At 62.9% G+C, this 16400-nt stretch carries 19 protein-coding genes; 9 read left to right on the top strand and 10 right to left on the bottom strand.

Translation table 11 applies throughout. The annotated features are described in order from the left end of the window. Nucleotides 1-16 precede the first annotated feature (16 nt). Entirely contained in the window at nt 17-913 is an 897-nt protein-coding gene (ppk2, locus tag PQT43_RS22130; RefSeq protein ID WP_253085029.1) for a polyphosphate kinase 2, read from the top strand. Nucleotides 914-1178: 265 nt separating this feature from the next. After that, entirely contained in the window at nt 1179-1916 is a 738-nt protein-coding gene (locus PQT43_RS22125; RefSeq protein WP_253084920.1) for a hypothetical protein, read from the top strand. 100 nt (nt 1917-2016) lie between these two features. Here the strand turns inward: PQT43_RS22125 and PQT43_RS22120 are convergent, their stop codons facing one another. Together PQT43_RS22120 and PQT43_RS22115 are read right to left on the bottom strand one after the other, a co-directional pair. Next, a complete protein-coding gene (locus tag PQT43_RS22120) occupies nt 2017-3357 on the bottom strand; it encodes a sensor histidine kinase (protein ID WP_265073700.1) in 1341 nt (446 codons plus the stop codon). Continuing rightward, nucleotides 3354-4064, bottom strand: coding sequence for a response regulator (locus PQT43_RS22115; protein ID WP_047305971.1), 711 nt, complete (start codon nt 4062-4064; stop codon nt 3354-3356). Before PQT43_RS22115 ends, PQT43_RS22120 begins: the two co-directional genes overlap by 4 nt. A gap of 167 nt (nt 4065-4231) precedes the next feature. On the opposite strand from PQT43_RS22115, the gene PQT43_RS22110 reads away from it, so the two are divergent. Continuing rightward, the gene (locus tag PQT43_RS22110; RefSeq protein WP_016968355.1) at nt 4232-4555 is read left to right on the top strand and encodes a hypothetical protein; all 324 of its coding nucleotides are present in this window, start codon (nt 4232-4234) and stop codon (nt 4553-4555) included. Nucleotides 4556-4624: 69 nt separating this feature from the next. Here PQT43_RS22110 and PQT43_RS22105 read toward each other — a convergent pair whose 3' ends face one another. Continuing rightward, nucleotides 4625-4903: a DUF3077 domain-containing protein gene (locus PQT43_RS22105; protein ID WP_092310684.1), complete on the bottom strand. Its 279-nt coding sequence runs from the start codon at nt 4901-4903 to the stop codon at nt 4625-4627. Nucleotides 4904-5305: 402 nt separating this feature from the next. Between PQT43_RS22105 and gcvA the strand changes: the two genes are divergently transcribed. The 4 genes from gcvA (at nt 5306) to PQT43_RS22085 (ending at nt 9416) form a co-directional block, all read left to right on the top strand. Then, nucleotides 5306-6235, top strand: coding sequence for a transcriptional regulator GcvA (gene gcvA, locus PQT43_RS22100; protein WP_110596400.1), 930 nt, complete (start codon nt 5306-5308; stop codon nt 6233-6235). Nucleotides 6236-6360: 125 nt separating this feature from the next. Continuing rightward, on the top strand, nt 6361-6969 hold the full coding sequence (locus tag PQT43_RS22095; protein WP_267268848.1) for a LysE family translocator: 609 nt from the start codon (nt 6361-6363) through the stop codon (nt 6967-6969). Nucleotides 6970-7072: 103 nt separating this feature from the next. Continuing rightward, on the top strand, nt 7073-9001 hold the full coding sequence (locus PQT43_RS22090; protein WP_267268849.1) for an alkaline phosphatase D family protein: 1929 nt from the start codon (nt 7073-7075) through the stop codon (nt 8999-9001). Between the two features lie 52 nt (nt 9002-9053). Then, the gene (locus PQT43_RS22085; protein ID WP_272754571.1) at nt 9054-9416 is read left to right on the top strand and encodes a DUF7079 family protein; all 363 of its coding nucleotides are present in this window, start codon (nt 9054-9056) and stop codon (nt 9414-9416) included. A gap of 9 nt (nt 9417-9425) precedes the next feature. Here the strand turns inward: PQT43_RS22085 and PQT43_RS22080 are convergent, their stop codons facing one another. Next, nucleotides 9426-9995 (bottom strand): hypothetical protein, encoded by a 570-nt coding sequence (locus tag PQT43_RS22080; RefSeq protein WP_102880836.1) that lies wholly within the window; start codon nt 9993-9995, stop codon nt 9426-9428. A 136-nt stretch (nt 9996-10131) separates the two neighbouring features. Then, nucleotides 10132-12180 carry a c-type cytochrome gene (locus PQT43_RS22075; RefSeq protein ID WP_110596396.1) on the bottom strand — a complete coding sequence of 683 codons (2049 nt, stop codon included), beginning with the start codon at nt 12178-12180 and terminating at the stop codon, nt 10132-10134. Nucleotides 12181-12499: 319 nt separating this feature from the next. Here PQT43_RS22075 and PQT43_RS22070 point away from each other — a divergent pair, with 319 nt between their 5' ends. Then, entirely contained in the window at nt 12500-12634 is a 135-nt protein-coding gene (locus PQT43_RS22070) for a DUF2938 family protein (RefSeq protein ID WP_410897063.1), read from the top strand. Between the two features lie 22 nt (nt 12635-12656). Here the strand turns inward: PQT43_RS22070 and vapC are convergent, their stop codons facing one another. Both vapC and vapB read right to left on the bottom strand, forming a co-directional pair. Then, entirely contained in the window at nt 12657-13055 is a 399-nt protein-coding gene (gene vapC / locus PQT43_RS22065; protein WP_102860369.1) for a type II toxin-antitoxin system tRNA(fMet)-specific endonuclease VapC, read from the bottom strand. Next, nucleotides 13055-13288, bottom strand: coding sequence for a type II toxin-antitoxin system VapB family antitoxin (vapB, locus tag PQT43_RS22060; protein WP_102860368.1), 234 nt, complete (start codon nt 13286-13288; stop codon nt 13055-13057). The genes vapC and vapB overlap by 1 nt, the downstream gene beginning before the upstream one ends. A gap of 367 nt (nt 13289-13655) precedes the next feature. On the opposite strand from vapB, the gene PQT43_RS22055 reads away from it, so the two are divergent. After that, complete coding sequence (locus tag PQT43_RS22055) at nt 13656-14903, top strand: 2-aminoadipate transaminase (protein ID WP_110596395.1); 1248 nt, start codon at nt 13656-13658, stop codon at nt 14901-14903. A 24-nt stretch (nt 14904-14927) separates the two neighbouring features. On the opposite strand, the gene PQT43_RS22050 is transcribed toward PQT43_RS22055, so the two are convergent. The 3 genes from PQT43_RS22050 to PQT43_RS22040 form a co-directional block, all read right to left on the bottom strand. Next, nucleotides 14928-15512, bottom strand: a complete 585-nt coding sequence (locus PQT43_RS22050; protein WP_102880841.1) for a hypothetical protein — start codon at nt 15510-15512, stop codon at nt 14928-14930. A gap of 4 nt (nt 15513-15516) precedes the next feature. After that, nucleotides 15517-15957, bottom strand: a complete 441-nt coding sequence (locus PQT43_RS22045; protein WP_170001471.1) for a DUF3592 domain-containing protein — start codon at nt 15955-15957, stop codon at nt 15517-15519. A gap of 124 nt (nt 15958-16081) precedes the next feature. After that, complete coding sequence (locus PQT43_RS22040) at nt 16082-16312, bottom strand: amidohydrolase family protein (RefSeq protein ID WP_253084930.1); 231 nt, start codon at nt 16310-16312, stop codon at nt 16082-16084. Nucleotides 16313-16400: the final 88 nt, after the last annotated feature.

The raw sequence follows: 16400 nt of genomic DNA, 5'->3' as shown, positions 1-16400 counted from the left end.
CATCAGCCAGAAGCCCATGGCCCTGCAAGTGGCCAGCGCGCCTCGCGGCTCCAATGAAGACAGCGTGTCCGCTGCGCTGCCGGGCAACTATCCGTATCGCAACCGCATGCGCCGCGCCGAGTACGAAAAGGCCAAGAACGAGCTGCAGATCGAGCTGCTCAAGGTGCAGAGCTGGGTCAAGGAAACCGGGCAGCGCATTGTGGTGCTGTTCGAAGGCCGTGATGCGGCCGGTAAAGGCGGCACCATCAAGCGCTTCATGGAACACCTCAACCCCCGTGGCGCGCGGATCGTGGCCCTGGAAAAGCCCTCGGAACAGGAAAAGGGCCAGTGGTACTTCCAGCGCTACATCCAGCATTTGCCCACCGCCGGGGAAATGGTCTTCTTCGACCGCTCCTGGTACAACCGCGCCGGGGTCGAACGCGTGATGGAGTTCTGCTCGCCCCTGCAATACCTGGAGTTCATGCGCCAGACCCCGGAGCTGGAACGCATGCTGTGCAACAGCGGCATCCTGATGTTCAAGTTCTGGTTCTCGGTGAACCGCGAAGAACAGTTGCGGCGCTTCATCTCACGCCGGGACGACCCGCTCAAGCACTGGAAGCTCTCCCCCATCGACATCAAGTCCCTGGACAAGTGGGACGAATACACCGCCGCCAAGCAGGCGATGTTCTTCCACACCGACACCGCCGATGCACCGTGGACGGTGATCAAGTCCGACGACAAGAAGCGCGCGCGGATCAACTGCATCCGCCATTTTCTGCACGAGCTGGACTACCCGGGCAAGGACCTGAAAGTCGCCCACGCCCCGGACCCACTGCTGGTGGGCCGCGCCTCCCGGGGGCTGGAAGAAGATGAGCGCACCCTGGCCCAGGCGACGGCGGACGTCGGCGCTACAAAACTGGCCCTGTCAGCCTGAGCATCACTGCAACACGCTACGGGGCGCCAACCTTGAGGTTTACGCCCCGTTCGCCACCGCAACCTCTCGCCACCTCCCCTCCTTCAAACGGTTTGATCACCCCACCTCCACTGAAACCGCCTACACACCGCGGCCACCATGACCGAACCGTGCAGACAAACGCTGTCCTTGCGCGCCGCCAACGGATTGTTCATTCGTCAGCAACCCCGCAAAATCGCGACCGCGCTTGCGCGCCATACATGCCCAATCATCAAGGACTCGATCAATGCCCACCGTTGCCACCGCGCACTACACCCAACTGCCTCCCGGCGCCATGGCCTTTCCCGACGCCAAGGACGTGTTCGTCACCGACCAGCAAGAGCTGGCCGAGCACCTGCTGCCGCTGCTGTCCATAGACGCCAGCCTGATCAACCCCGAATGGTCCGGGCGCCTGCACCTGTTAAGCCCCATCGAACCTCACGAGGGCTTGGTGGGCGAGTTGACGGAACACTGCGGCTTTGGCAGCGAGCTGCTGAAAACCAACTGGATCGGCTTCAAGATCGAGCACGGTCGCTACCGCCTGTGCGGCGACCCGCGCTACTTCTTTCTGCACCCGGACAACGCCCAACTGCCCGAACCACAGCGTAACTTGCGCAGCGAGCTGCAACGCCATTACGCCGAGCAGCATGCCGCCTACCAGACCGCGCGCCAGCGCTACCAGCAATTGGGCTACCTGACCTGGCCGGAAGATGACGAGCAGCGCCTGACCTTTATCGACGAGATCGGCGGTGTCGCCGAGGGTTACGGCAATTGGGTGGAAACCGTGGAGTTCCCCATGGATATCGTCGAGGCCACCGATGACAGTGGCGACATCGACGTCTGGCCTTTGAGCCCCGCGGGCCGGCGCTTTCAACACGTGCTCGGGGTTCCGGCCTACCACTACGGCATCAGCGGCGCCGACCTGATCGTGATGTTCTACGAGCCGGTGGAAGGCCTGGTGCTGTTCTGCTTCGACTGGTCCTGAGCCGCAACGGATTCAGTGAGCCCAGGCCGGGATCGGCCGGCCAGGGCGCTCGAAGGGCTTCGCAAGGCCCTTCGGGCCTTGTCGCAGCCTGCGGCAGCGGCTACAGCGGCAATTCCACCCGCGCTTCCAACCCACCGCCTTCACGATTGAACAGGCGCAACTCGCCGCCATGCTCGCGGACGATGGCCCGCGCCGCCGACAGCCCCAGGCCCACGCCACCGGTGCTCTTGTTGCGCGAACTCTCCAGCCGGTAGAACGGCGCAAATACCTGCTCCAGCGCCTCGGGCGCAATTCCCGGGCCACGGTCCAGCACCCGCACCCGCAATTGATCGGCGCCCTGCTCCAGCACGATGGCCGGCTCGCCCCCGTACTTGATCGCGTTATCCAGCAGGTTGGTCATCACCCGCTTGAGCCCCAGGGGCCGGCCGCAATACACCAGGCGCGGCGGCCCGCTGAAAAGGATCTCCATGGACTGGTCGCGATAGTCGTCCACCAGGGTCTGCAGCAGCTCGGCCAGATCGAAATGGGTGGCCTGTTCCAGACGCGCATCGTCGCGAAAGAACTCCAGGGCCGAATTGATCATGGCCTGCATTTCGTCCACATCACGAAACAGGCGCTGCTGCTGATCGGCATCTTCGATGAACTCGCCGCGCAGGCGCATGCGGGTCAGCGGTGTGCGCAGGTCATGGGAAATAGCCGCGAGCATCTGCGTGCGGTCCTTGATGAAGTGCTGCAACTGCGCCTGCATGGCGTTGAAGGCGAGGATGGCCTGGCGGATTTCGTGGGGGCCCACCGGATCGATGGGCGGCGCGCGAAAGTCCACGGCAAAGCGCCGCGCACCCTGGGCGAACTGCTGCAGCGGCTTGGCCAGCCGGCGCGTGGCGATCAAGGCCACAAGGCCAGTGGAGATCAGCACCAGGGCGATCACGATCAGGTTGCGCGTGCCCTCCTCCAGGCCCCAACTGCGCGACGCCGAGGAAAACATCACCCAGCTCTGATCAGTCAGTTGCACCAGCAACGCGTAACGCCCATCCGGGCCCGGCCAGTCACTGGGCTGGTAGGCCTCGATATGTCGCTGGGGCGGTTGCAGCATGGCGCGGATACCTTCCGAGCCGACCCGATACTCCGGGTCGTCCAGCTCAGGCAAGGCAAAGCCCTGGCGCGTCGGCTGCCAGCGAATACTCAGGTGGTCATTGCTGACCGCCGCCGCCAGTTGCGGGCGCTGGCCCGGCTCCGAGGCTTCGATCATGCGCACGATGGCCGCGGACTTTTCCAGCAACCCGGTTTCCGCCAGCGGTGGATAGGCCCAGACCCCGGCCAACTGCACGAACAGCGCATTGAACGCCAGGGCGGTGAGCATGGCCATGATGATGGTCAGGGCAATCCAGCGCGCCACGGTGTCGCGCAGTCGATAGCGCCACAGGGGCTTGATCAGCTTCACTGGCGGGTCACGCTGGGGGTGAACAGGTAACCGCCGTTGCGCACGGTGCGAATCATCGCCGGGCGCTTGGTGTCGAACTCCAGCTTGCGCCGCAGACGGCTGACCTGCACATCGATGCTGCGATCGAAGGCGTCATGGGCCTGGCCCCGGGCCAGGTCCAGCAACTGCTCGCGGGTGAGGATGCGCTGCGGGTGCTCGACAAACACCAGCAGCAGGTCGAACTCCCCCGCCGACAACGGAATCATCACCTGGTCCGGCGAGCGCAGCTCGCGGCGGGTCAGGTCCAGTTGCCAGTCGGCGAACTTGATCAAGGGCCGTGGCACCTCGCCGCTCACCGGCCGGCTCTCCCCAGCCCGGCGCAGCACCGCCCGCACCCGGGCCAGCAGCTCACGGGCATCGAAAGGCTTGCTCAGGTAATCGTCGGCGCCCATCTCCAGGCCCACCACCCGGTCGCTCAACTCGCCCATGGCAGTGAGCATGATCACCGGCGTGGCGTGCTGCTGGCGCAGCCGCTGGCACAGGGTCAGGCCGTTGTCGCCGGGGAGCATCAGATCGAGGATGATCAGGTCCGGCACCTCGCGTTCCAGCGCCGCCCACAGCGACGCACCATCGGTGGCCACGGCCACCTGATAGCCCTGTTGGACAAAGAATTTCTTCAGCAGCGCGAGGACTTCAATGTCGTCGTCCACGATCAAGAGACGGCTCACCAGCGGACATCACTTCAAGTCGGAGTAAGCGGTTATCTAAAACCATTCGCCGCCCGGCGTCATATATTTCAACGCAGTAACAAACCTTCAGCGGCGCAATAAAGCAGACATCTTTGCGCAAGGTTTGCCTGCCAGCATCGGCTTCCCCTTGCTGGAGAACCCTGACCATGCGCCTGATCAACCCCGCCCCGGCCCCTCTCGTCGCGCAGGATCTGCCCCTGCCGACCTCCGATCAACACGCCCTGATGCTGCTGCAACGGGTGACCAAACTCGCCGACGCCAGCCTGCATTGCCGCGAAGTCAGCCTGCGCCTGTCCGACGACCAGCACTACCTGGTGCTGACCCGCTACAGCGAGCACTACAGCCCCGAAGGCATGGAATGGGTGGAACGCAAGCACCGGGTGTCGGTGACCGAGCTGTTGCGCTGGGTGATCGAACAAGGCCAGCCGCAGAGCATTGAACGCGGCGAAGAGCACAAGGCCTCGGCCTGAGAGAATCGCAGGCGGGGAGCAACTCACCTCCGGGCTCCCTGCGCCTGCACAGACCTTTAAAGCTTCACCTCAACCCGCGCGCTGCCCTTCCCCGGCAGCCGGCCAGCTCCCCAGGCACAAATCATCGACAATCGCCTTGCCCATCTCGCTGAAGTAATGAGCGGCCCAGGCATAGCGGTCATCCCGCTCCAGCGCCGCGTCCCGAGCCAGATGCTTGGCGTGGAACAGCAATTGCGACACCTGCTCCAGGGCTTCGCGCAGCGGCACGTCCGGGTTGACCCGAAACAGCGGATGCTGGGCTTCGCCACTGGCGGCGAAAGTGACATGGCCGAGGGTCTTGATGGTCATTGCGCACCTCCGGCGTGGGCCTGGGTGCGAGGGGTGGTGGGGGAAAGATACTGAGTCGAAACGTTCATGAAACCAGCTCCTGAGTGATGAGCTGCCACCAAAAAAGGCGGCACGCAACCACCTATTGTTTCTACGGGTTCCCAGGCCCTGTCGCTGGATTGGCAGCGACAACCCAAGCCTAGCGGGATACACGAGGTGTTCAATCCAGGCTTTGGCGCGAGATATTTCATGGATTCTTTTTGGGAATTGCCTGGTGCCTTTGCCAAGGCTATGGCCATCACTATCTCCGACCATGCTGAATGTCAGTGACTCATGTCGGAGCGAGCTTGCTCGCGATGGACGTTAACGATGTGGCACTGACAAACGCTTTTATTGCGCCGCATAGGTGACTAAATTAGACACATGATCACTGACCTTCCCCCCTTGAACGCCGTCCGCGCCTTTGCCGCCGCCGCTCGCCATGAGAGTTTCAGCCGCGCGGCTGAAGAACTGCACGTGAGCCACAGCGCGGTAAGCCGCCATATCAAACTGCTGGAAGAGCACCTGGGTGTGTTGCTGTTCGAACGGCGCATTCGCCAGTCGGTGCTGACCCCCGCCGGGCAAGCCTTCTATGAACAGGTCAGCGTGGCCCTGACTCAGATCGCCGCGGCCGCGGTGTCACTGCGTCGCGGCGCTGCCCTGCGCAAGGTGACTGTCAATGTGCGGCCGTCCTTCGCGGTGCGCTGGCTGATTCCGCGCTTGCCGCAGTTCATGGCGCTGTACCCGCAGATCCAGCCGGAAGTGGTGACCAGCACCCTGCTCCCCGACCCGGCCAAGGAAACCTTCGATCTGGTGATTCGCCGCGGGCGTTCGGGCTGGGCGCCATCGCTGCAGCCTCAGCGCTTGCTGGAGGATGAAATCCTGGTGGTGGCCGCGCCCTCGCTGTTGCAAAGCGCAGCGCTGAACAGCCCCAAGGATCTGGGACGCCATACCCTGCTGGTCAGTCGTACCCGCGCCAACGATTGGCAAAAATGGCTGGAGCACTGCGGTCTGAAGCCACTGCGCCAGCCACCGACCTTGCATTTCGACCATCTGCACTTCGTGCTCCAGGCCTGTGTCGACGGCCTGGGGCTGGCGCTGTGCCCGGCCTCGTTGCTGGCCAAGGATCTGAGCAGCGGCCGGCTGGTCTGCCCGTTGCCGGAACTGCACCAGCCGCTGACCCGCTATTACTACGCGCTCGCCGCCGATGCCGCCCCCGAAGCCCAGGTGTTTATCGAGTGGATGCTGGCGCAGATTCAGCAGGACGCGGTGACTAATCGGACCCAGGTGCCCGCCCGGGCCAGCGGCGCCTGAAACGCTTTGTAGAGCCTGTGCATGGATCTGATTTAGGCACATCAGCCGTGCAATTAAAGCGTTTGTCAGGCCGCCAGCCGCGGAGCAGGCTGCGCCCCTTCAATGGCTCATTTCTGGAGTGCTCCATGGCAAGTTATGGACTGTTTTTACTGCTGGCCACCCTGACCATCCTCAGCCCCGGCCCCGGGGTGGTGCTGACCCTGTCCAACGCCCTGCGCCACGGCTGGAGCGGGGCACTGCCGGGTATTCTCGGTATCGCCCTGGGCGCCTTTGTGGTGGCGGGGATTTCCGCCAGCAGCCTGGGTCTGGTCCTGGCGGCCTCAACCACCGCCTTTACCCTGCTCAAGTACATCGGCGCCCTGTACTTGCTGTATCTGGGGGTGAAGATGTGGCGCACGCAGAGTTTCATGCCGCCACTCCAGGACACTAAAAGCCGCCCCGGACGGCGCTTTGTCGAGGCCCTGTCGATCCAGTTGCTCAACCCCAAGGCCGGTTTTTTCTTTCTCGCGGTGTTCCCGCAGTTCATCCAGCCGCAAGGCGATTACTACAGCCAGTTCTTTGTGCTGGTGGCGTCCTACAGCCTGTTGGTGATTGCGCTGCACAGCGGTTACGCGCTGATGGCCAACGGCGCCAGGGGCTGGCTGTCCAGTAGCCGAGGGGCCAGAATCGTCGGCAAACTGTCGGGGATGACCTTTCTCGGATTCGGTGTGATGCTGGCCAGCGCCCATAAATAATCGGATACAAAAGCCTTGACCCGGCGCCCGCAGCCGACGTTTCTTCGACATCGGCTGCGCTACCATTGCGCCCCCTTTGCTACCGCTAGAGACCCCGCTGCAGATGCCACTGACTAAGCCCGCCCCAGCCCTGCCCCCCGTTCTTGCCGGCCCGCTGCTGCGCCGCCTGGAGCCAACGCGGCTGGTGCTGTGGCTGGTGGGTTCAAGGGCGTTGCCGCTGACCCTGCGCCTGCAACCCGCGGGCGGCCCGGCCCTGGAACGGCCGCTCGATCAGCAGCAATGCCAGGTCATCCCCGTCGGGCGCCAGGCCTTTATCCATCTGATCGATGTGCCCCTGGACGACGCCCTGCCCCAGGACGTGACGATTGCCTATGACCTCTTGATCAACGACGCCGAGGACGGCGCCCGATCCATTGCCGACTGGGCGCCGCACCTGCTGTATGGTGATGCCAGGACTCCGGAGTTCGTGCTCCACAGCCGCATCGACAACCTGCTCCACGGCTCCTGCCGCAAGCCCCATCACCCGTCCACTGATGGCCTGCTCTGCGTCGACCGCCTGCTGGCGCAACAGCCCGAGCCCGCACAGCGCCCCGCCTTGTTGATGATGAGCGGCGATCAGGTGTACGCCGACGATGTGGCCGGGCCCATGTTGCGGGCGGTTCACGCCCTGATCGAGCGCCTCGGGCTGTTCGATGAAGAGTTGGAGGGCGCGGTGGTGGCCGACAGCCAGGCGCTGTACCGCCATGGCGCCAGCTACTACCGACGAGCCGAGTTGCTCCCGGCGCTGAAGAGCAATGAAACCCTGCGCGAGCGGTTTTTCGGCGGGGTGAAAAAGCCGATCTTCACCAGCAGCAATGCCGACAACCACCTGGTGACCTTCGCCGAGGTGCTGGCCATGTACCTGCTGGTGTGGTCACCGGTGCCCTGGACCCTGATCGCGCCACAGCCACCGCAACTGACACCGGAACAGCAAACGCGCTACACCCGGGAACAGCAGCGCATCGATGATTTTGTCCAGGGCCTGAAGGGTGCCGCGCGGGTCTTCGCCCACCTGTCGTGCCTGATGATCTTCGACGACCACGACATCACCGACGACTGGAACCTCAGCGCCCAGTGGGAAGAAACCGCCTACGGTCATCCCTTCTCCAAACGCATCATCGGCAACGCGCTGCTGGCTTACATGCTGTGCCAGGGCTGGGGCAACAACCCGGACGCCTTCACCCAACTGCTGGACCACACCCGCGCCTTGAGCGCCACGCCTCAAGGCCCGGAAAACCTGTTGCAACGTCAGGCCCAGGACGATTTGATCGACCAGTTGCTGCGCTTTGCGCAGTGGCAGTACGTCTTGCCCAGCACCCCGGCCCTGGTGGTGCTGGACACCCGCACCCGGCGCTGGCGCAGCGAGTCCAACCTGGGCCAGCCCTCGGGCCTGCTGGACTGGGAAGCCCTGTGCGAACTGCAACACGAACTGCTGGATCACCCCTCGGCGATCATCGTTTCACCGGCGCCGATCTTCGGCGTCAAGCTGATCGAGACGGTGCAGAAAGTCTTCAGCTGGTGCGGTTACCCGCTGCTGGTGGACGCGGAAAACTGGATGGCCCATCGCGGTTCGGCCCAGGTGATCCTGAACATCTTCCGCCACTCGCGAACCCCGGGCAGCTACGTGATTCTCTCCGGCGATGTGCATTATTCCTTCGTCTACGAAGTGCTGATCCGTCACCGCCAGGGCGGCCCGCGCATCTGGCAGATCACCAGCAGCGGCATCAAGAACGAATTCCCCGACACCCTGCTGGAATGGTTCGACCGCCTCAACCGCTGGCTCTACTCGCCGCGCTCGCCGTTGAACTGGTTCACCAAGCGCCGGCGGATGAAGGTGATACCCCACGTGCCCGAGCATGCCGAAGCCGGGGAGCGACTGTGGAATTCGTCGGGGATTGGCCAGGTGTTTTTCAATCAGCAGGGCCAGCCGGTGACCATCCTCCAGCACAATGCCAATGGCGCGGCGCCGACGCGAATGATTGCGCCGAGATAGAATCCGCCAGCGCGCCAGGCAGATCCCCGAAAGCCCAAGGAAGGAGCACCGCGTGTCATCAGACATCACCCCGAAGCAGCGGGACGATATTCGCTACGTGTTATCGGACGCCTTTGTCGATAACGAGGTGGACTACGCCTACATCGCCCGCGAAACCCAGGCCTATGACCGGGCCGAGGTGGAGCGCATTCTCTACGAAGAGGTGGCGCCGGTGTGCTACATCAACCTGATGGCAGTGATCCCGGAAATCTGGATGGGCTTTGCTCGCGAGCCCTTGCTGGAGGAGATCGAGGCAAGCCTGGCGCTTCGGCACAGCAACCGCTGGCAGGCGTTTCGCGTGCGCTTGTTCATCCGTTGGATCCGCTTTCGCGGCGCCTATATCTGGGAGGAAATCTGCAAGCACTATGCGCCCTAGGTTCGAGCCCTAACGCGCATCAGCGCTGCAGTAATCGGTAGGCCGCAGCGCCACCCGCTCCGGCAGCATTTCGCCCTGATCGTCGATCTTGCGCAGCATCGCTGTGCACATCTGGTCCTGGAGAAAGACCATCTGATAGGTCGCACCGGCCTCAGGCACGAAGGTCACGCTTTGTTCGCAGACAAAGCGGTAGTCCTTATCCATCCCGGGCTCGGTGTTGTAGAACATGAAGGCGAACGGACGATTGGCCGGAATCTTCAGCTCGTTGGCGCCAAAGCCTTCCTGGCGCCGCATGCGGTCGGTGGCGGCTGTCATGGGGATGCCCAGGTTGCGGAAGTTGGGATTGGCAATACCACGATGGGGGCGAACCATCAGCCCGGAGCTCGGTTTGCGCCAGTCGATGCAATCGCTGTAGGGCACGCCACGCACCAGCCCCTGGGCGACGATGCGGATCAGCGCGGTTTCACCGGCATCGGCCGGCACCCGGTAGCTCACGGTGGTGGCTTTGAGGGTGGAGACAAAGGTACAGCCGCCGAGCCCCAGTGACAGGCTCAGCAACAGGATCGAATGCAGCCGCATGATTCATCCTTGATGGGACCGCCAGCGAAGGCTGAGGCAAAGGATGGCGATCTTACCTCGGCGCCAGGGAGCATCGGCAGATTTTTCTGCGGAGCCTGTAGCCGCAGCTCAAGGCGGCGGCTACAGGGTCAAGCCCTCAGTAACGAGCGTCCACCGGGCGGCCACCGTTGGGCCAGTCCTTGACCTTGTCCGGGAAGTCCGGACGCGGTTGGTGGGAGAAGTACTCGGCCACGTCCAACGCCTCCTGATCCGAAAGACCGCCCTGGCCTAGGGGGAATTTCTCGTGGAAGCCAATCGGCATGTTGCGTTTGACGAAAGCCGCTGCGGTGTAGGTGCGGGCCATGCCGGCACCGATGTTGAAGGATTGATCGCCCCACAACGGCGGGAAGATCAGGCTGCCGTCGGCCCGTTTCAGACCTTCGCCGTCGGCGCCGTGGCACACCGCGCATTGCTTGGCATAGACCTGCTTGCCATTGTCGGCGTTAGGCTTGAGGGCCGGGTCGATCTTGCCCACGCCGCGCCCGGCCACCTTGTCTTCGGGACGAGTGTTCATCTTCATCCACTCGAAGTAGGCCACCATGGCTTGCATGTCGGCGCCGTTCACCGGCAGCGGCTTGCCGTGCATGGAACGGCGGAAGCAGCCGTTGATGCGCTCTTCCAGGGTGATGGTCTTGCCCGCCCGCGGCGCGTAGCCGGGGAAGAACGCCGAGACACCGACAAAGGGAGAACCGTCAGCCACGGTGCCGGCGTTGAGGTGGCAACTGGTGCAGTTCAGCGAGTTGCCGACGTTGTCCGGCAACAGGGCTTTGGTTTCCAGGTGCAGGCGCATGCCACGCACCACTTGCTCGGCATTCGGCGCCGCCAGCAGGTTGGCCAGGCGCGGGGTTTCGAACAGGGTGCTTTCCACTTGCGGGCTCAGTTGCGCACGCATCTTTTTCACTTGCTCGGCGCTGATGGCCGAACCGTTGTTGCCCCAACTGCTGCGGATAAAACTGAGGATCTCGGCGATCTCGCCGTCCGCCAACTGAGCAAAACCAGGCATGGTGTAGACCCGCGGATGAGCCGCGGTCTGCGCGGTCTGCCAGCCGGTCAGGGTGATGTGCAGCAGGGAGGTCGGGTTGGCCGAAGCGACGCTGGGGTTGCCCGCCAGGGACGGGAACATCTGCGGCACGCCGGCGCCGTCCTGGCGGTGGCAGTCGGAACAGAATTGCGCGTAACCCAGGCCGCCACGGGAGGTGAACAGGTTGTTCGGCGGGGCCGCCGGGGTCAGGGCCACCGAAGGCATGGGCAGGTCATCCTTGCCGGCCGGCAGGGACTTGAGGTACGCGGCGATGGCGGTCAGGTCGGCGTCGGTGAAGTGCTGGGTGCTGTGGTGGATCACGTCGGCCATGTTGCCGGACACCGTGGCGAAGCGGTTCTGCCCGGTCTTGAGCAGTTGCACCGTGTCTTCCACGGTCCACAGGTTGCGCAGGCTCAGGGCCCGCCACTCTTCCACCGTCTCGCCGGCCAGGTAGTGCTGGCCGCCGGACTCGGTGTCGCTCATGGCCTTCTCCTGGAAGGCAATGCCCCGTGGCGTATGGCAGGAACCGCAGTGACCCAACCCCTGGACCAGGTAGGCGCCGCGATTGAGCTGCTCGTCCTTGGCTGGATCGGGCTTGAACGGCTGCTTGTCGACGAAGGCCAGGTTCCAGAACCACAGGCCCCAGCGCTGGTTGAAGGGGAAGCCCATGTCGGCTTCCAGGTTGCCCTGGGCCACCGGTTCCACGCCGTGCATCAGGTAGGCGTAGAGAGCGCGCATGTCCTCTTCGGTCATCTTGGCGTAGGACGGATAGGGCATGGCCGGGTAAAGATGGCTGCCGTCAGGGGTGACGCCTTCGCGCATGGCGCGATCGAACTCTTCAAAACTGTAGCGGCCGATGCCGGTGTTTTTATCCGGGGTGATGTTGCTGGAGTAGATGGTGCCCATGGGCGTCTTCAGCTCCAGGCCACCGGCCATGGTGGCCCCGCCCTTGGCGGTGTGACAGGCGATGCAGTCACCCAGCTGGGCCACGTACAGGCCACGCTGGATCAGCTCGGAGTCGGGTGGGGTAACCGCCGTTGCCGGGGTCGGCTCACTGGCTTGCAGAGGGGGTACGCAGAGCAACGCAGCGCCTAGCAGGCACAGGCGCGACAGAGAAAAAGCCATCAGGTTATTCCTTTAAAATCCGCCTGGGGTGGTCCCCTCGGCCGATATCCACAAAGGTTTTTATTGGTTATCCCGACCTTCACGGTGCAGGCCAGGGGCTCGATACCTCGTGAGTCCGAGCCTGGTGCCCTTGTATCGGATTTTTCTGAAAGCCCTGTTGATATGGATCATGGCGCCCTAGGCAATGTCCTGTATGCCCGCCTACGTGACGCTTTTACTCACTGGTTTCCACCTCCAATCCGACCGCTTGCCAATCGCTGAACCCCTCATCAAGGCGTCGCACCTTGAAGCCCTTGGCCCGTTTCTGTGACAGCACGCAATAGGGGCCGCAGCGAACAAGATGCCCAAGCCGAATGTGGCCCGGCTGCGCAGCCTGATGGCGCATTCGGTGTTCGGGCTGGGGCTGTATGGCGCGGGGATGTTCTGGCTGAAGGTACTGGGGCAGGCTGCGTGACCGGCTATTCAGTCAATGTCGACTAGACCCAATCCTCAACCCGCAAGCCAGGAACACGCTCAAATTCCCGAAGGTTGTTGGTAATCAGCGTCAACCCCAAAGATCGAGCGTGGCCAGCTATCAATTGATCGTAAGGACCTATCTGCTTGCCCTGTCGGGCCAGCTCAGCATGCAACTGGCCGCTATGGATGGCGGCGACATCGTCATAATCAAGCACCTGCAACCGCGCCACAAAACTCTCGACGCGGCTGAGATTCCTTTCGGGGATGGCAGATTTTTCCGCACCGTAAATCAGCTCCATCAAGGTGATGGTGCTGATGCACAAACGCCCCTGATGACGCCTGAACGCGTCGCGAACCTGTTCAGGTTTGTTCTTGATGGTAAAGATGCAGATATTGGTATCCAGCATGTACTTGAGCATCAGAACTCCTCACGCACTTGCTCGGCTGGCTGGTCCCGTTCATTCATGAAGTCAGCGCTTACACGGTCGTCCTCGTCGAACCAACTGTCCCAGGACTCCCCCGCCGGGGTAATGATACGGGTGCGACCAATCGCGACGATGTCTACCCGTGTGACATCATCCGGCAGCGCGACAGCTTTAGGCATGCGAATGGCCTGGCTGCGATTACTTTTGAACACTGAACCGGTTTCCATAGGATCACCTGTCGAATGGGCCATAGGTATCCTGAGTCTAACGAGGCAAAGGGATATGTCAAAGGGATATCCCCTGACTGCTTAACCGGTAAATGCCCACCCGCACATTAGAAAAAAGGCACTCACAGCTAAGATCACGACTCGACGTCATGGCGGACTTCACACATTGAACAGGGATCTCCATGCTCGAACACCTCGACCTCAAGGCGCTGATCGCCGCTTACGGCTATTGGGTGATCTTCGTCGACACGGCACTTTGGGCACATCGGGAATTTTCATACTGAACCGACGACTTTATTTCGTTTGTCCCAAGCCCTCGCCAACGGCTTAGATAACGGCTCGTTTCCGGCACCCAGAGCCCGCATCCATGAGCCACGAGAACATCAGCCGTTCGCTTTCCACCGTCCACCCGATCCGCCTCAGCCACGGGCGCAATGCCGAGGTCTGGGACAGCGACGGCAAGCGCTACATCGACTTTGTCGGCGGTATCGGCGTGCTCAACCTGGGGCATTGCCATCCGCGGATCATCGCGGCCATCCAGCTGCAGGCCACCCGGCTCACCCACTACGCCTTCAACGCCGCGTACCACGAGCCCTACATCGAGTTCATGCAGCGCCTGGCGGACTTTATCCCGGTGCGTTACCCGGTCAGCGGCATGCTTACCAACAGCGGCGCCGAGGCCGCGGAAAATGCCCTGAAGATCGTCCGCGGGGCCACCGGGCGCAGTGCGGTCATCGCCTTCGACGGCGCCTTTCACGGGCGCACCCTGGCCACCCTCAACCTCAACGGCAAGGTAGCGCCCTACAAGCAGAAGGTCGGAGTACTACCCGGGCCGGTGTATCACCTGCCCTACCCCAGCGCCGACAACGGCGTCACCTGCGACGAAGCGCTGAAGGCCATGCAGCGCCTGTTCAGTGTGGAAATCGATGTCGAGGAAGTGGCCTGTTTCATCCTCGAACCGGTGCAGGGCGAAGGCGGCTTCCTGGCCCTGGACGCCACTTTCGCCCGGGCGTTACGCAGCTTCTGTGACGAACACGGAATTCTGCTGATCGCCGATGAAATCCAGTCCGGCTTCGGCCGCACCGGGCAGCGCTTTGCCTTCTCTCGCCTGGGCATCGAGCCGGACCTGATCCTGCTGGGCAAGAGTATTGGCGGCGGGCTTCCGCTGGGCGCGGTGGTAGGTCGCAGGGAGTTGCTGGACGTGCTGCCCAAGGGCGGCCTGGGCGGCACCTATTCAGGCAACCCGATTGCTTGCGCGGCCGCTCTTGCCACCCTGGAGGAAATGACCGATGCACATCTGCAAGCCTGGGGCGAACGCCAGGAACAGGCCATCGTGCAACGTTATGAGGGCTGGAAAGACGATCGGCTGAGCCCGTATCTGGGACGCTTGACCGGCGTCGGCGCGATGCGCGGCATCGAGTTGGTCAATGCCCGCGGCGAACCGGCGCCGGAACAGTTGAGCGCCCTGCTCGGCAACGCCCGGGAGGCCGGGCTGCTGCTGATGCCCAGCGGCAAGTCGCGGCACATCATTCGCCTGCTGGCGCCCTTGACCACCGAGCCTGAAATCTTTGAGGAGGGCCTGGATATTCTCCAGGAGTGCCTGGCGCGCCTGTGACTCCCGGCGCGCCTCAGGGCGAGGCTAGAACAGGTAGCCCATGTAGGTGGCAATGCCGCCACCGGCCTGTGGTCCGACGTTCATGCCAGCCATGACCACTGCGCCCTTGGCCGAACGCAGCAGCTGCTCGTTGACCTTGATCGAAGCCATCATGGTCGCCGGGTTGCTTCCCAAAAAGACGGCCAGGGCCAGTAGCTTGGGGTCCAGGCCGAACAGCAGGGCCGTGGCCGAACCGCCCACCACCAGTCCGCCACCGACTTCGGTATAGAAGCAAGGCCCGGTGATGTCGTCCTCGGTCAGGTCCCGGCTGCGAAGGGCATCGCTGACAAAGACCTTGCCGGTGCTGGGAAAAGCCTCCGCCGCACCGGCACCACTGACGCTCTTGCCCTTGACCTGGATATTGACCTTGCCGAAACGCGGCAGACGCCCACCAAAGCCGGCGCCCACCCCCAGACCGCCGTAGCGATAGCTGACGTCCTTGCCCTGAGGCGAACGCAGGGTGATCGATCCACCACCGCCGGCCACTAGGGCGATGGTCAGGCCGCCACCGCTGGCGGTCTGGTACAGCCATTTACTTTCGTTGACCGGAATCGGAATGCTGAGGTTCATGGGGTCAAAGTCCTTTTGCTCTTTGTGTGGCTCGTCCGCGCTGGCTGATGACACCCACCAGGCCGGCCAGGGTAAATACCAAACCGATCAGGCCGAGCACACCCGGGGTGGCCCAGAGTGCTGCCGGGTCGTCGATGACCGCGCTGTTGGCCGGCCGCTCAGGCTGGTAGTACACCCGCACGGGCTGATCCTTCTGGTAGCCGAAGATAAAGCCGCCCTGGGGGTAGGAAATTTTCTCACCGCTGCCGGTGGTAAAGGCGATCTCGGGGTGCGAACCACCGGCGTTCAGGTCGCTGACGATACCGTCGGCGATCTGGGCACTGGCGATGAATTCGCGACGATCGAGGGTGAGATTGACAGCAATGGCCAACAGGCCAATGCCGATCAGAACAAACAGCAGACCCTGGAGGATCTTGCCGAGGCGTGACGGGGTGGAGTTAGCCATGGGCTGTCTCGATATTCGTCCGTGAAAGAGGGAGGCCACGATAGCAAGAAACCTACCCCCAGAAAAACCGCCGCAGCGGCGTTCAGGCGCCCAGGAGATCCGCTTGAGCGCCTTTTGCCAGCGCTTACAAACCGAATACCCGACGGGCATTGCCCTGGAGGAATTTGTCCGCAATGGCCGGCGGAAGTTCCAGGGCTCGCACCTGTTCCAGGCATTTTTTCAGCGACAGCTGGGGGAAGTTGCTGCCGAACAACACCTTGTCCTGGCCATAAGTGCGCATGAAGTGCAGCAACTGCGGGGGGTAATAGGCCGGCAGACCAGCGAAGGTATCGATGGCTGAAAATGCTGACGTCATGACGGCACTCCTGCGCCCAGGATCAAGGCCTTTGCCCGGATTCAGCTGTTGATGACAAGAGTATTTCGAGCCTGCGACGGAGTTGAAC

This window comes from Pseudomonas sp. BLCC-B112 (assembly GCF_028550695.1).
Lineage (GTDB): Bacteria > Pseudomonadota > Gammaproteobacteria > Pseudomonadales > Pseudomonadaceae > Aquipseudomonas > Aquipseudomonas danubii.
This window is presented reverse-complemented; position numbering and strand designations above follow the sequence as displayed.

What these genes read in the sequence shown, in the direction of transcription:
- PQT43_RS22055 (WP_110596395.1), top strand. Translation starts at nt 13,656, where the DNA reads ATGAGCCACGAGAACATCAGCCGTTCGCTTTCCACCGTCCACCCGATC.
- vapB (WP_102860368.1), bottom strand. Translation starts at nt 13,288, where the DNA reads ATGGAAACCGGTTCAGTGTTCAAAAGTAATCGCAGCCAGGCCATTCGC.
- PQT43_RS22125 (WP_253084920.1), top strand. Translation starts at nt 1,179, where the DNA reads ATGCCCACCGTTGCCACCGCGCACTACACCCAACTGCCTCCCGGCGCC.
- PQT43_RS22090 (WP_267268849.1), top strand. Translation starts at nt 7,073, where the DNA reads ATGCCACTGACTAAGCCCGCCCCAGCCCTGCCCCCCGTTCTTGCCGGC.
- vapC (WP_102860369.1), bottom strand. Translation starts at nt 13,055, where the DNA reads ATGCTCAAGTACATGCTGGATACCAATATCTGCATCTTTACCATCAAG.
- PQT43_RS22105 (WP_092310684.1), bottom strand. Translation starts at nt 4,903, where the DNA reads ATGACCATCAAGACCCTCGGCCATGTCACTTTCGCCGCCAGTGGCGAA.
- PQT43_RS22110 (WP_016968355.1), top strand. Translation starts at nt 4,232, where the DNA reads ATGCGCCTGATCAACCCCGCCCCGGCCCCTCTCGTCGCGCAGGATCTG.
- PQT43_RS22095 (WP_267268848.1), top strand. Translation starts at nt 6,361, where the DNA reads ATGGCAAGTTATGGACTGTTTTTACTGCTGGCCACCCTGACCATCCTC.
- PQT43_RS22050 (WP_102880841.1), bottom strand. Translation starts at nt 15,512, where the DNA reads ATGAACCTCAGCATTCCGATTCCGGTCAACGAAAGTAAATGGCTGTAC.
- ppk2 (WP_253085029.1), top strand. Translation starts at nt 17, where the DNA reads ATGGCCCTGCAAGTGGCCAGCGCGCCTCGCGGCTCCAATGAAGACAGC.
- gcvA (WP_110596400.1), top strand. Translation starts at nt 5,306, where the DNA reads ATGATCACTGACCTTCCCCCCTTGAACGCCGTCCGCGCCTTTGCCGCC.
- PQT43_RS22040 (WP_253084930.1), bottom strand. Translation starts at nt 16,312, where the DNA reads ATGACGTCAGCATTTTCAGCCATCGATACCTTCGCTGGTCTGCCGGCC.
- PQT43_RS22075 (WP_110596396.1), bottom strand. Translation starts at nt 12,180, where the DNA reads ATGGCTTTTTCTCTGTCGCGCCTGTGCCTGCTAGGCGCTGCGTTGCTC.
- PQT43_RS22080 (WP_102880836.1), bottom strand. Translation starts at nt 9,995, where the DNA reads ATGCGGCTGCATTCGATCCTGTTGCTGAGCCTGTCACTGGGGCTCGGC.
- PQT43_RS22045 (WP_170001471.1), bottom strand. Translation starts at nt 15,957, where the DNA reads ATGGCTAACTCCACCCCGTCACGCCTCGGCAAGATCCTCCAGGGTCTG.